The sequence below is a fragment of the Phyllobacterium sp. 01N428 genome (assembly GCF_056399405.1).
On sequence record NZ_JBFTRH010000001.1, the window covers coordinates 1,158,754 to 1,171,666 of the forward strand.

Sequence of the window (12,913 nt, forward strand, 5' to 3'; positions counted from 1 at the left end):
CCAAAAGCACCTCTTTGGCGTTCGCCTACTCTGCAGCAGCCGGCACTTTCACCAATGGCCGGTGGCCGGAAACTTCGGCGCCTGCATCAGCTCGCAATCCCCGGAAAGACAGGCACGCGAAGCTCGATACTGCCGCGACGATGAAGAACGCGATGTGAAAATCGGAGAGTTGCAGCGGGCCGCCATGCATCTTGGTCGAGACCTCGAGGATGCCGCCCGCAACTGCAACGCCGAGCGCAATGGATATCTGCTGGGCGACGGAACTGATCGGCGTTGCAAGGCTCGTCTGCTCGTTCGGGATGTCCGCATAGGCGAGCGCATTGGTTCCGGTGAAGAATAGCGAGCGAAAGAAGCCGCCGGCAAGAAGGACGAGGATCATCAGTACATAGGGCGTTTCCGGGGTGAAGAAGCCATTGACGGCAATGAACGCTGCGGCGACCACCGATCCGTACATCAATGAGTTGCGGAAGCCGGTCTTCCTGTAAAACCATTTCGTCACCAGCTTCATGCTCATTGCTCCTGCGGCAGAGACGAAGGTAATGAGACCGGATTGAAACGGTGTCATGCCGAAGCCGATCTGGAACATCAGCGGCAGCAGGAACGGCACCGCGCCGACGCCTATTCGAAACAAACTTCCCCCGACTATCGATGCCCGGAACACCTGATTCTTGAAGAGATCGAGCGAGAGAAGTGGCTCCGGCGTCTTTCGCGCGTGAAGCAGGTAAAGCACAGCAGAAACAATCCCCAGCGCCAGCGTCGAAAAACCTACCCACGAGGGTAGGGCAGGCAGGCTCACGACGGAAAGACCGAAGACAATGCCGGAGGCGGCGATGCCACTCAGGAAAAATCCGGGAACATCCAGCGGCCGCTGGATGAGGGTTTCGATGGCCGGAAGATAGCGCGTGGCGAACCAGATGCCGATAATGCCGATCGGAACGTTGATCAGGAAGATCCAGTGCCAGCTGAAATAGGTCGTCAGAAACCCTCCAACCGGTGGACCCAGCAAGGGCCCTATGAGCGCGGGCATGGTGAGCCAGGCCATCGCACCGACAAGTTCGCTGCGCGGCGTCGAGCGGACGAGAACGAGGCGGCCGACCGGCGTCATCATTGCGCCGCCGACACCCTGAAAAAATCGCGACACAACGAAGGCAAACAGTGATCCCGATGCGGCACAGGCAATGGAGCCGAGGACAAAGACGACGATCGCCGCGCGAAACACGTTCTTTGCTCCGAAGCGATCGGCCATCCAGCCGCTGACGGGGATGAACACGGCCAGTGAAACGAGATAAGCGGTCAGGGCGAGTTTCAGCGCAATAGGGCTCGTACCGATATCAGCAGCAATTGCTGGAAGCGATGTCGAGATAACGGTGGAATCCATTTGCTCCATGAACAGAGCGACGGCAAGGACGAGGGGAACTATGCGGTTCACGATGTTTCCAGTTCTCACAACCGAGAAAACAGGAGGCAGGGCCCGATACGCAGGACTCAGTTGCTCTTGATGAAAGCTCCGATAGCACCCGCTGTTCCAGCGCTCAAGCCGCGATCAAAGAGATGTGATCCGGCAACGCCGTCTTGTGATCGATTTGCCATGGCCGCAAGGACGACGGCTTCGCATGCCGGTGTAAGCTTGGCTGTTGAACGAATACACAGGAGAGGCGTCATGCAAAGTTTCGAGATTTCCCGCCGCGACTTGCTCGTGGCCTCCACAGCAGCCATCGGAGGTTTGACGATGCCGCAATTGATTGCCGATTCCGCCATGGCCGCTGCCGTGCCCCAGTCGGACACGCCGCCGCCAGGCTTCAAGCGGTTCAAGCTTGGCGAGTACGAAATCACCACCGTCCTCGACGGACTGCGCCCCGGTGACGGACCCTATCCGACCTTCGGCGCCAACCAGACGCAGGAAGCCGTCTCGCAATTGATGCGGGCGAACTTCCTGCCTGAGACGAAATTCGTCAACGGCTTTTCCCCGGTGCTGATCAATACCGGATCGGACCTTATCCTGTTCGATACGGGCTTCGGGGCGGCCGGACGGGAGAATGGCCTCGGCAGGCTCGAGGCGAACATGAAGGCCGCCGGCTATACGCCCGACCAGGTTAGCATCGTTGTTCTCACGCATATGCATGGCGACCACATCAACGGTCTCATCAACGGCGACACGCCGGCATTCCCCAATGCTAGCATCGTTGCCGGCGAGCTTGAATATTCTTTCTGGACCGACCCGGCCCGCATGGGAACGCCGGCAGAAAACGGTGCGAAGGCCGTGGCCGCCAAGGTCAAGCCGCTTGCCGAAAAGATCAAGTTCATCAAGGCCGGCGATCCTGTCGCGTCCGGCATCACCAGCGAAGCCGCTTATGGACACACGCCGGGTCATATGATCTTCCACATTGAATCTGGCGGAAAACACCTCGTCATTACCGGTGACACGGCCAATCATTATGTCGCCTCGTTGCAGCGGCCGGATTGGGAAGTCGCCTTCGACACGGACAAGGCCATGGGGGCCGCAACCCGCAAGAAGGTCTTCGATATGATCGCGACCGACCGGTTGCCTTTCATCGGCTACCACATGCCGTTCCCCTCGGTCGGCTTTGCCGAGAAACAGGAAGGCGGCTATCGCTTCGTTCCCGTCACCTATCAATTCGACGTCTGATCGTTGGCAGCCCTGTGGACCGCCGGCCGGGCATCGCGCCCGGCGGCGTGGATTTGCCTCAATATCGTGCGCCCGCAGCGCCGCGATAGACCACCTGTAGATCCGATGGCGATAAGTTGATCGTATTGGAATTGCGTTTGAGCCTTTTCAAACGGACATATCCGTGTTACCAGCCCGTGCCAATTCATCTGAACTGAACGTGATCGGCGCTCCACCCGTGTGGTGCGCCCTTTAGTCTTTTACCGCAAGGAATTGGTCCATGGCAAAAATCGTTGAATCCGCAACAGGCGCATTGGCACTGACATTTGACGATGTCCTGCTGCAACCCGGTCATTCCGAAGTCATGCCGGGTCAGACCGACATTCGCACCCGCATCGCTCCGGATATCGAACTCAATCTCCCGCTGCTTTCCGCCGCCATGGACACGGTAACTGAGTCGCGGCTCGCCATCGCCATGGCTCAGGCCGGCGGCATGGGCGTCATCCACCGCAACCTCTCCCCGGAACGACAGGCGGAGGAAGTTCGCCAGGTCAAGAAGTTCGAATCGGGCATGGTGGTCAATCCTGTGACGATCGGCCCTGATGCTACGCTCGCAGATGCGCAGGCGCTGATGCGGTCGCACGGCATTTCCGGCATTCCCGTCGTCGAGAATGCAGGCGAAGGCAGTCGCAGGCCGGGCCGGCTCGTCGGCATTCTCACCAATCGCGACGTACGCTTTGCATCAAACCCTGCGCAAAAAATCCACGAACTGATGACGCGCGACAACCTCATCACCGTGCGCGAGAACGTGCAGCAGGACGAGGCGAAGCGTCTGCTGCATCAGCACCGCATTGAAAAGCTGCTGGTCGTCGACGATCGCGGCCACTGCGTCGGACTGGTTACGGTTAAGGACATCGAGAAGTCGCAGCTCAACCCGAACGCCGCGAAGGACGCCCAGGGACGCCTGCGTGTGGCGGCGGCGTCGAGCGTCGGCGAAGACGGCTTTGAACGGGCTGAACGACTGATCGCGGCTGGTGTCGATGTTCTCGTCATCGATACCGCGCATGGCCATTCGCAGCGCGTTCTCGACGCGGTGACCCGCGCAAAGAAAATGTCGAATGCCGTGCGCATCATCGCCGGTAACGTTGCGACCGCCGCTGGAACGCAAGCCCTCATCGACGCCGGCGCCGACGCCGTCAAGGTCGGCATCGGCCCTGGTTCGATCTGCACCACGCGCATCGTCGCCGGGGTGGGCGTGCCGCAGCTTTCGGCCATCATGTCGGCCGTCGAGGCAGCGCAGAAGGCAGATGTTCCGGTCATCGCCGATGGCGGCATCAAATATTCCGGCGATTTCGCCAAGGCTTTGGCGGCAGGCGCCTCGGCCGCCATGGCCGGTTCGGCTCTGGCGGGCACTGAAGAAAGCCCGGGCGAGGTCTATCTCTATCAGGGGCGGTCGTTCAAAGCCTATCGCGGCATGGGCTCCGTAGGTGCAATGGCCCGCGGTTCGGCCGATCGCTATTTCCAGGCTGAAGTGCGCGATGAATTGAAGCTGGTGCCGGAAGGCATCGAGGGACAGGTCGCCTACAAGGGCCCGGTCGCGGGTGTCCTGCACCAATTGGCAGGAGGCTTACGTGCATCCATGGGTTATGTGGGTGCCAGGAACTTGGAAGAATTCCGCGAAAAGGCTACATTCGTGCGCATCACCAATGCCGGTCTGCGCGAGAGCCATACCCATGACGTCACGATCACACGCGAAAGCCCGAACTATCCGGGCGGCAACTGACAAATGGGCGGAAGGCGATGTCTGACAGCGCCCTCCGCGACCACTTTTCGGCCATGGCGCGCAACAGCGCCTGGTCCAACCATCGCCTGCTGACCGCCTGCGAGCAATTGACCGACGAGGAGTTCGCACAGAAGCGCACCAGCTTTTTCCCGTCGATCCAGCTTACGCTCAATCATAATCTGATCGTCGACCATATCTATATGGCCGACATGATCGGCAAAGGCCGGCAGAATGTGGGGATCGAAGGCGACGTGCCGTTTCCGAAGGCGAGCGATCTAAAGCGCGCCCAGGAAGAGTTCGACATTAGCCTGATCGAATTTTGCGATGGCTTGAGCCCAGAAGACCTCGACCGTGTCATCGCGATTACGTGGCGTACCGGAGACACCTCGCAGGAGCCGATCCGCCTCGTACTGTCGCACCTTTTCGTCCATCAGATCCATCATCGCGGCCAGGCCCACGCAATGCTTGCCGGGACGCAGGTGCCCCCGCCGCAACTCGACGAATTCTTCCTCAACTACGACAGGCCGCGCCGTCAGGGCGAACTATTCACGCAGTGAGTCTGACTTGTATTACTGTTGATCGGGATCTCCTATTTTATACCCTTATATACCAAGGAGAATATAGTGCCGCTCTATATCAAGGACGATACAATTGATGAACTTGCCCGCCGGTATCAGGCGTTCATCAAAGCTCCCTCGAAGACCGAGGCGGTACGTCTGGCACTGCAATTCGCATTGCATGAGCAGAAGGGCAGACCCCTGCTTGCCGATATTGCGGCAAATTTCGCTCGCGAGATGCGCCGTACCGGCCATCCTGAACAGGGCCGATCCGCCGACAAGGCATTTCGCGATAGTCTCTACGAGTAAGCAGTGTTCATCGACGCATCCGCCCTCGTGGCAATGAGGTCAGACGAAGATGATGGGCGTTCTCTTGCAGCCCGCATGCAATTTGCTGCCAACCGAATTACGTCGCCTGCGGCAGCGTGGGAATGCGCAGTCGATGTTGCCCGCATTCTCGAGATTTCACTTCCCGCAGCGACGTCCGCGGTCAGGAACTTTTTGGTGTTGATGGAAAACGAACTGGTACAGGTCCCTACTCAAGCCAAGCTTCGATTTGACGGCTCACCGGAAGACCACCTTCCTTGCACTTGAAGCTTATGACCGGTTCGGCAAGAACCGACATCCCGCCAATCTCAACTTTGGCGATTGTTTCGCTTATGCGTGCGCGCGTCACTACGGCGTACCTTTGCTATACAAGGGCAACGACTTCACGAAGACCGATATCGCGGCTGGCTGAGCCCTCGCACACCTTCAGGGAATGATCTTCCTGTCGCGAAGATCGCGGAAAACCCGCATGAACATTTCCTCCGTATCGACAAATTCGTGGAAGCCGGCGCGTCTGAGTTTTGTCCCGTCGGCAAAGAAATCGTAGTTCCAGCTGAAAACGGCATCGCCGAAGCCCCATGACGAAACGTCCTCATAGGGCGTTTCAATAAGGTTGTGCTTGTCGATCATCCGCTTCCAGAGATCCGCTTTGTCCGCCATCACGACCCCGAGCGCCATCGGAAGCGGCGGCGCGACCTCGAGGTCGAAGAATTTCGCGATCTTCGGCCACATCTCGCTCCAGCGGAAAAGGTCGCCATTGTTGATGTTGAAGGCCTGGTTGCCACATTGCGGGTTTGTCGCGATGAATACGGTTGCCCGCGCCAGAAGACCGGCGTCAGTCATTTCTATAAGGCTGTCATAGGCGCCGGGCTTGCCGGGGAAGCGCAAAGGTATGCCAAGTTCCCTGGACATCGACGCATAGACGGCGATGACGGAAGCGAGGTTCATCGGGTTGCGCAGGGCAAAGCCGACCACGACAGACGGGCGAAGCGCCGACCACGTCCAAGTCTTGCCCCTTTGCAGGGCTTCGAGAAAATCCTGCTGATCGATGTTGAACTCCGGCGGCATGTGATTAGCGTCGGTTTCCCGCGCCGGCGTCTTGAATGGCCCAAGGTGCGCGCCGTAGACCTTGTATCCCTGCATGAGGCTGATGTGCTCAAGACGCGGTGCGATGGGCTCGATGGCATTGACCACATTGACCAGCATGCCGAGATTGGGCGGCACGAGCTCGGCCCAACTCGGCCTGTCCTGGTAGGCCGCGTAAAAAATGTGGGTTGCGTCGGTAAGACCCGCGAGTTTGTCCCTCGTATCATTGATGTCAAGCAAATCGACGGCAATGTGGGTGAGCTTGCCTGCCGCCTTTCCGCCGCGCCGTGAAAGTCCAACGATCTCCCAGTCGCCGAGCTCGACCAGATGGGCGATGAGATTGCCGCCAATGATCCCGTTGGCCCCGACGACAACCGCCTTCTTCCGTTCCGATTCCATTTGTGCCTCCTTGATCTGCTTCGAAGGCTAAAATGATTTATCGGTTTCAATTTATGTAGACGGGCGATATTTATAACAATCATAAGTGAAGATTTGAGGCCATCATGGATCGTTTTGCGGCTATGAAGACGTTCGTTCGGGTTGCGGAGCTGGGCACGCTCTCGGCGGCGGCGCGTGAACTTGGTCTGACCCAGCCCGCCGTGAGCCAGCAGGTCATGGGGCTTGAGCGACACCTGAATGCGCAGTTGCTGCATCGATCCACCCGCAGGGTGGCCTTGACGGAAGTCGGCGAGGCCTACTACCGGGAAGCGCGTGCGATCCTGCAATCGGTCGACGAGGCGGAGGAGAGCGTGGCAACGGCAACGATCGGACTGCGCGGCAACCTACGGGCGCATGGTCCGGTCGGCTTCGGCCAGATGCATCTTTCCCCGGCCGTCATCGAATTCCAGCGGCTGCATCCGGACCTAGTGATCGAGCTTATCCTTGACGACCGCATCGCCGATGTAATCGCCGAAGGGGTCGACGTCGCCATCCGGCTTGGCGAACTCAAATCGTCCGGGCTGATTGCCCGCAAGCTTGCAACGTTCGAGCGCATTCTCGTGGCTTCGCCTGGCTATCTTGCCGAACATGGTACGCCGCAATCGCCGGACGATCTCATTCATCATCGGCATATCCGTTTCGCGTGGACGCCGCTCGGAGAGGCGATCCCGCTGATTGGGCCGGAAGGGCCTGTCACTGTCCCGGTTCGCTCGACCTTTCTTGCCAACAACGCCTTCGTGCTCAACGACGCGCTTTGCGCCGGTCTCGGCATTGGCGGAGCACAGGTGCCGCTCGTCAAGGCGCATCTCGATAGCGGCCGCTTGATCCGGGTGCTTCCCGACCATGCCTACGCGCCGCTCGATATCCACGCTGTCTACGCGACCTCCCGCTTTGTCCCACGCAGGGTCCGCGCGTTCATCGATCATCTTTCGACTTCTATGGCGAGGATTGAAGGCTTGCGCATGATCCACAAGCCTGACTAGAACGTATTCAACAATGGAGGGCTATGGATGTCACAGACCGCAATTTTCTGGCCGATGATCGCGCTGACCTTTCTGATCTGTTGCGTTTACGCCGTGGTATTTCTGCGCCGGCGCGAGGCTGTAATCAGCGGTCAGGCGAGGCCGTCGGACTTCAGGCTGCCGCTCAACGAGCCGGAAGCAAGCGTGAAGGCAATTCGGAATCTGATCAATCTCTACGAACTGCCGGTTCTCTTCTACGTCGTCTGCCTGTCGCTCTATGTCGTCAATGGTGCCAATATTCTTGCAGTGGTTCTCGCCTGGCTTTTCGTCGCCTCGCGCGTCGCGCATTCGATCGTGCACATCACGTCCAACCGCCTGAGGCTGCGGCAGCCGCTTTTCATGGTCGGGTTTATTCTGAACGGTGCACTATGGGTGATGCTGGCGCTGCATCTCGCATTGCCGCCCGTCGCATAGGTCCTCCCAATCACACTACCATCATCCTCGGGATCTCGACCTGAGGATCCATGTTCGCCTGATGACGCTAGTGGGGAACTATGCGGCGAGCGTCTTCAATTCGTCCGCCGAGATGGCGAGTTGCCTGCCGCAATCGACGATCGTCGCGGCGAGCGCCTCGAAATCATCGCGCCGCTCGCTCTGCTTGCGCCAGATCAGGCCGATATCTCGCGCAGGTTCAGGATCAGCGAAAGCCACGATTCGCACATTGTTGCGTGTTGCTTCCGTGCGGACGGCGATTTCCGGTATCAGGGTCAGGCCCATGCCGTGGCTCACCATCTGCAACAGCGTGGCCATGCTCGTCGCCCCGTAGTTGACGAGTTGTCGCCGCTTCACATTGGTGCAGACGGCGAGCGCCTGATCGCGCAGGCAATGGCCTTCCTCCAAAAGCAGCAGCCGCTCGACGGCGACATCCTCCTGGGTCATTGGCGAGGTCAGGACATCGATATCGTTGGTCGAGGTCGCGACGAGAAAACGGTCGCGAAACAGCGGCCGGGCGATAGTCCCTTCCGACTCGATCGGCAAGGCGGCGACCAGCGCATCGAGATCGCCGAGGCGCAAATCCTCGACGAGCTTGGAAGTGACCGCTTCGCGCAATTCGATTGATAGCTCGGGATACGCCTCATGCAGCGCTGGGACGAGCAGCGGCAGGAGATAGGGTGCGATTGTCGGAATGATGCCGAGCCGTAGCTGACCCTTGAGGATGCCGCGCTTTTGCGCTGCAAGCTCTTCGAGCGAACGGATCTCATCGAGAATGGTGCGGATGCGCGGCAGGAGCCGCTTGCCCATGTCGGTGAGGACAACGCTTCTGCGGGTCCGCTCGAACAGCGCCGCACCGAGCCGCATCTCCATTTCCGCGATCTGGGCCGAAAGCGCCGGCTGGGAAATACGAGCCATTTCCGCAGCCTTGCGGAAGTGCAGCGTAGTAGCGAGGATCTCGAAATAGCGCATTTGCCGGACGGAAAACATGATAACCAAATCCTATCAATAATTATTCTAAATACAATTGGAAACTATGATTAGAATGGTTCTATGGTGCGCGCGGATGCGGCAGCGCTGCACCGTGGGATTCTTTTTTCAACATGAAGATATTAGGGAGAGGCCAATGGCTGATCGTCCGACATTGACAACAACTGCCGGTGCGCCGGTTTCCGATAACCAGAACAGCATAACCGCCGGCGAACGCGGCCCGGTGCTGATGCAGGATTACCAGCTTCTCGAAAAGCTTGCGCATCAGAATCGCGAGCGCATTCCCGAGCGCGTCGTGCACGCCAAAGGCTGGGGCGCCTTCGGTACCCTGAAGATCACCGGCGATATTTCCCGCTACACCAAGGCGAAGGCGTTGCAGCCGGGCGCCGAAACGCCGCTCCTCCTGCGCTTCTCGACCGTTGCCGGCGAGCTTGGTGCGGCTGATGCCGAGCGCGACGTGCGCGGCTTTGCCATCAAGTTCTATACAAGCGAAGGCAATTGGGACCTCGTCGGCAATAACACGCCGGTCTTCTTCGTGCGCGATCCGTTGAAGTTCCCCGATTTCATTCACACGCAGAAGCGCCATCCGCGCACCAACATGCGCTCGACGACTGCCATGTGGGACTTCTGGTCGCTTTCGCCGGAAAGCCTGCATCAGGTAACGATACTGATGTCGGATCGCGGTCTGCCCGTCGCCCCGATGTACATGAACGGCTACGGTTCGCACACCTATTCATTCTGGAACGACCAGGGCGAGCGCTTCTGGGTAAAGTTCCACTTCAAGACCCAGCAGGGCCACAAATTCTACACCAATGCAGAGGCTGAAAACCTGATCGGCAAGACCCGCGAATCCTATCAGGAAGAGCTTTTTGGCGGCATCGAACGTGGACAGTTCCCGAAATGGACTGTTCAGGTCCAGGTCATGACGGAAGCCGAGGCCGAGAGGACCTCCTATAACCCCTTCGACTTGACCAAGGTCTGGCCGCACGGCGAATTCCCGCCGATCGAGATCGGCGTCATGGAACTCAACCGCAACGCCGACAACTATTTCGCCGAGATCGAACAGGCGGCCTTCTCGCCGTCGAATATCGTTCCTGGCATTGGCCATTCGCCCGACAAGATGCTGCAGGCCCGCGTGTTCTCCTATGCGGATGCCCATCGCTATCGCCTTGGCACGCATTATGAAGCGCTCCCGGTCAATGCACCGAAATGCCCGGTCCATCACTACCACAAGGATGGCCCGATGAATTTCTTCGGCCAGAAGACCGGCAATGTCGATGCCTATTACGAGCCGAACAGTTTCTCGGGAGCCGTCGAACAGCCCGCCGCGAAGGAACCGCCGCTGCCTCTGTCGGGCGCTGCCGATCGTTATAACCATCGCATCGGCAATGACGACTATGGTCAGGTCGCGGCGCTGTTCGGCCTGTTCGATGCTGGCCAGAGGTCGCGCCTCTTCTCCAACATTGCAGCAGCGATGGAGGGCGTTCCGGGGGCGATCGTCGAGCGTCAGCTGGCACATTTCAAGCGCGTTCATCCGGACTACGAGGCGGGTGTCCGCGCCGCGCTGAAGGAAGCGCATGGCTATGAAGCAAGCTCGATCTCGCAGGAAGAAAAGTCTGAAGCGGCCGAATAATTACGCTGCATCGATCTGAACCGAGAAAAGCCGGGGCAACACGCTCCGGCTTTTCTTTTATGGCTGCAACGCCAGCGGATGGTCGATCAGGGCGCGGTCAATCGTCGCCAGGGCCAACCCCTCGACATGGCACTGCGCAAGCAGCAGCCGATCAAACGGATCGCGCGTAGGTGGTTCCGGTTGGGCCGCAATAACGACATGGCGCGCCTCGATTGGCAAAAGCGCAATCCCGACGGCATCGACAAATTCGACAATGTCATCGAGCGGCATGCCCGGATCGAGTTTTGCTAGCTGGTCTTCATTGAGAAGGGTCGAGCAGGACGCGCATCAACTATGTGGAGCAATGAGAAAATCTTCAGGTAGCTCGGCGTCAAAATCCTTGGCGATAGAGGGTGCCGGCTGCTTGATTCCTCGTGCCTGCAAGTAGGTCTCACCAGCAATGAGGTCGAGCCCGCCACGCTTCTGGTGCGGGATGATGTCTATCACCGGCCGTCCGTTGCGAGTGACAACAATCGTCTCGCCCTGCTCGACTTCGCGGGCAAGTTCGGTCAGCCGGTTCTTGGCATCGCGTATCGAAACTGTTTTCATCAAATGAAAGTGGCTGCACGTAGCCACTTCGTCAAGGCGATCGTGGCGTTGATACGCTCCGGCTTTTCTTTATTGCCGCGGCCATGTATGCGACAGGGAAGACAGAAAAAGGAATGCACATGCGACTTGGCGGACGCCTGCAGGCGGCAATCGAAGTTTTGGACGATATCGAGAACCGCAAGCGGCCGGCCTCCGATGCCTTGAAGGATTGGGGCCTGTCGCACCGTTTCGCCGGCGCCGGCGACCGCGCGGTCATCGGCAATATCGTCTACGACGCCCTGCGCCGGAAGCTTTCGTTGGGCTGGCGCATGGATAGCGATGCCGCGCGCCATATCGCCTTCGGGGTCCTGCTTTCCGATGCCGAACTCGACATGGACGAGATCAATGCAGCGCTGGACGGCGACAAGTTTGCTCCCGCGCCGCTCGAAGCCGAGCGCCGCTCGATCTGGGAAGCGCGTGACCTTGCCTCGGCGCCTGACAACATCCGTGCCGACGTCCCGGAATGGTGCGTGCCGCATTTCGAGGCGATATTCGGCAATCGTTGGGTCAGAGAGGCGGCAGCTCTCAGCGACCGTCCACCGGTGGACCTGCGCGTCAACACGCTGAAGGCCGACCGCGACAAGGTCCTGAAGGAACTGGCGCGGGCCGGCGCCAGCGCTGCGCCGCTGCTCGAAACCGCGGTGCGCGTCCCGCCTTTGCGGGCCATGGGGCGCCATCCCAACGTGCAAGCCGAGCCGGCCTTCCAGCGCGGGCTCTTCGAGGTGCAGGATCTGGGCTCGCAGATTGCGGCAAAGCTCAGCGATGCCAAGCCCGGCGAGCAGGTGCTCGACTATTGCGCCGGCGCCGGCGGCAAGACACTCGCGCTCGCCGCTGAAATGGGCAACAAGGGACAGATCCATGCCTATGACGCCGAGCGCGCACGGCTCGCGCCGATCTTCGACCGCCTGCGGCGGGCAGGGGTGCGCAATGCGCAAGCCCACGCAAATGTCGAAGACCTCGCCGTGCTCGAGGGGCAGATGGATCTGGTACTCGTCGATGCGCCGTGCACGGGTTCGGGAACGTGGCGCCGGCGGCCCGATGCGAAGTGGCGCCTCAGCGACCAGCAGCTTGAGCGCCGTGAAGTCGAACAGCGCGAGGTGCTCGACGCTGCCAAGGTCTACGTCAAGCCGGGGGGCAGGCTCGTCTATATCACCTGTTCCCTCTTCGCGCCGGAAAACGGCAACCAGGTCGATGCTTTCTTGAGCAGCAACCCAGCCTATGAACGCGTCGACACAAAGCCACTATGGGACCGTGCGGTCAGCGAGGCCAAGGATCTTTCCCCGCTTTTCAAGGACGGAACAGCAATCCTTTCGCCGCTTGCGACCTCGACGGACGGGTTCTTCATTTCAGTTCTCAGACGGGAAAAATAACGTTACAAAAGCCGCAAGGCAC

Annotated in this window: 13 protein-coding genes and 1 pseudogene; 9 read left to right on the forward strand and 5 right to left on the reverse strand. The window is 59.5% G+C overall.

Translation table 11 applies throughout. The features are described 5' to 3' along the window. Positions 1–25 precede the first annotated feature (25 nt). Positions 26–1,429 (reverse strand): MFS transporter, encoded by a 1,404-nt coding sequence (locus AC1DNI_RS05670; protein WP_036813283.1) that lies wholly within the window; start codon positions 1,427–1,429, stop codon positions 26–28. Between the two features lie 231 nt (positions 1,430–1,660). Between AC1DNI_RS05670 and AC1DNI_RS05675 the strand changes: the two genes are divergently transcribed. From AC1DNI_RS05675 to AC1DNI_RS05695, 5 genes and pseudogenes are all read left to right on the forward strand, one after another. Next, positions 1,661–2,647 (forward strand): MBL fold metallo-hydrolase, encoded by a 987-nt coding sequence (locus AC1DNI_RS05675; RefSeq protein WP_051614525.1) that lies wholly within the window; start codon positions 1,661–1,663, stop codon positions 2,645–2,647. 259 nt (positions 2,648–2,906) lie between these two features. After that, a complete protein-coding gene (guaB, locus tag AC1DNI_RS05680) occupies positions 2,907–4,409 on the forward strand; it encodes an IMP dehydrogenase (protein ID WP_091919557.1) in 1,503 nt (500 codons plus the stop codon). Positions 4,410–4,426: 17 nt separating this feature from the next. Beyond that, a complete protein-coding gene (locus tag AC1DNI_RS05685) occupies positions 4,427–4,966 on the forward strand; it encodes a DinB family protein (RefSeq protein ID WP_477691126.1) in 540 nt (179 codons plus the stop codon). Positions 4,967–5,032: 66 nt separating this feature from the next. Further along, a complete protein-coding gene (locus tag AC1DNI_RS05690; RefSeq protein ID WP_477691127.1) occupies positions 5,033–5,275 on the forward strand; it encodes a type II toxin-antitoxin system VapB family antitoxin in 243 nt (80 codons plus the stop codon). Between the two features lie 3 nt (positions 5,276–5,278). Next, positions 5,279–5,705 (forward strand): annotated as a pseudogene (locus AC1DNI_RS05695) (type II toxin-antitoxin system VapC family toxin). A gap of 14 nt (positions 5,706–5,719) precedes the next feature. Here the strand turns inward: AC1DNI_RS05695 and AC1DNI_RS05700 are convergent. Continuing rightward, positions 5,720–6,778 carry an SDR family oxidoreductase gene (locus AC1DNI_RS05700; protein WP_477691128.1) on the reverse strand — a complete coding sequence of 353 codons (1,059 nt, stop codon included), beginning with the start codon at positions 6,776–6,778 and terminating at the stop codon, positions 5,720–5,722. Between the two features lie 104 nt (positions 6,779–6,882). Here AC1DNI_RS05700 and AC1DNI_RS05705 point away from each other — a divergent pair, with 104 nt between their 5' ends. Both AC1DNI_RS05705 and AC1DNI_RS05710 read left to right on the forward strand, forming a co-directional pair. Further along, positions 6,883–7,800: a LysR family transcriptional regulator gene (locus AC1DNI_RS05705; protein WP_477691129.1), complete on the forward strand. Its 918-nt coding sequence runs from the start codon at positions 6,883–6,885 to the stop codon at positions 7,798–7,800. A 27-nt stretch (positions 7,801–7,827) separates the two neighbouring features. Continuing rightward, positions 7,828–8,253 (forward strand): MAPEG family protein, encoded by a 426-nt coding sequence (locus AC1DNI_RS05710; RefSeq protein ID WP_091949820.1) that lies wholly within the window; start codon positions 7,828–7,830, stop codon positions 8,251–8,253. A gap of 78 nt (positions 8,254–8,331) precedes the next feature. On the opposite strand, the gene AC1DNI_RS05715 is transcribed toward AC1DNI_RS05710, so the two are convergent. Continuing rightward, a complete protein-coding gene (locus AC1DNI_RS05715) occupies positions 8,332–9,261 on the reverse strand; it encodes a LysR substrate-binding domain-containing protein (RefSeq protein WP_477691130.1) in 930 nt (309 codons plus the stop codon). Positions 9,262–9,397: 136 nt separating this feature from the next. On the opposite strand from AC1DNI_RS05715, the gene AC1DNI_RS05720 reads away from it, so the two are divergent. Next, entirely contained in the window at positions 9,398–10,894 is a 1,497-nt protein-coding gene (locus tag AC1DNI_RS05720) for a catalase (RefSeq protein WP_477691131.1), read from the forward strand. 57 nt (positions 10,895–10,951) lie between these two features. Here AC1DNI_RS05720 and AC1DNI_RS05725 read toward each other — a convergent pair whose 3' ends face one another. After that, positions 10,952–11,164, reverse strand: coding sequence for a PIN domain-containing protein (locus tag AC1DNI_RS05725; RefSeq protein ID WP_477691132.1), 213 nt, complete (start codon positions 11,162–11,164; stop codon positions 10,952–10,954). A 57-nt stretch (positions 11,165–11,221) separates the two neighbouring features. Then, entirely contained in the window at positions 11,222–11,482 is a 261-nt protein-coding gene (locus AC1DNI_RS05730) for a type II toxin-antitoxin system Phd/YefM family antitoxin (RefSeq protein WP_477691133.1), read from the reverse strand. A gap of 119 nt (positions 11,483–11,601) precedes the next feature. On the opposite strand from AC1DNI_RS05730, the gene AC1DNI_RS05735 reads away from it, so the two are divergent. Beyond that, the gene (locus tag AC1DNI_RS05735) at positions 11,602–12,891 is read left to right on the forward strand and encodes an RsmB/NOP family class I SAM-dependent RNA methyltransferase (RefSeq protein ID WP_477691488.1); all 1,290 of its coding nucleotides are present in this window, start codon (positions 11,602–11,604) and stop codon (positions 12,889–12,891) included. The last annotated feature ends 22 nt before the right edge of the window (positions 12,892–12,913 follow it).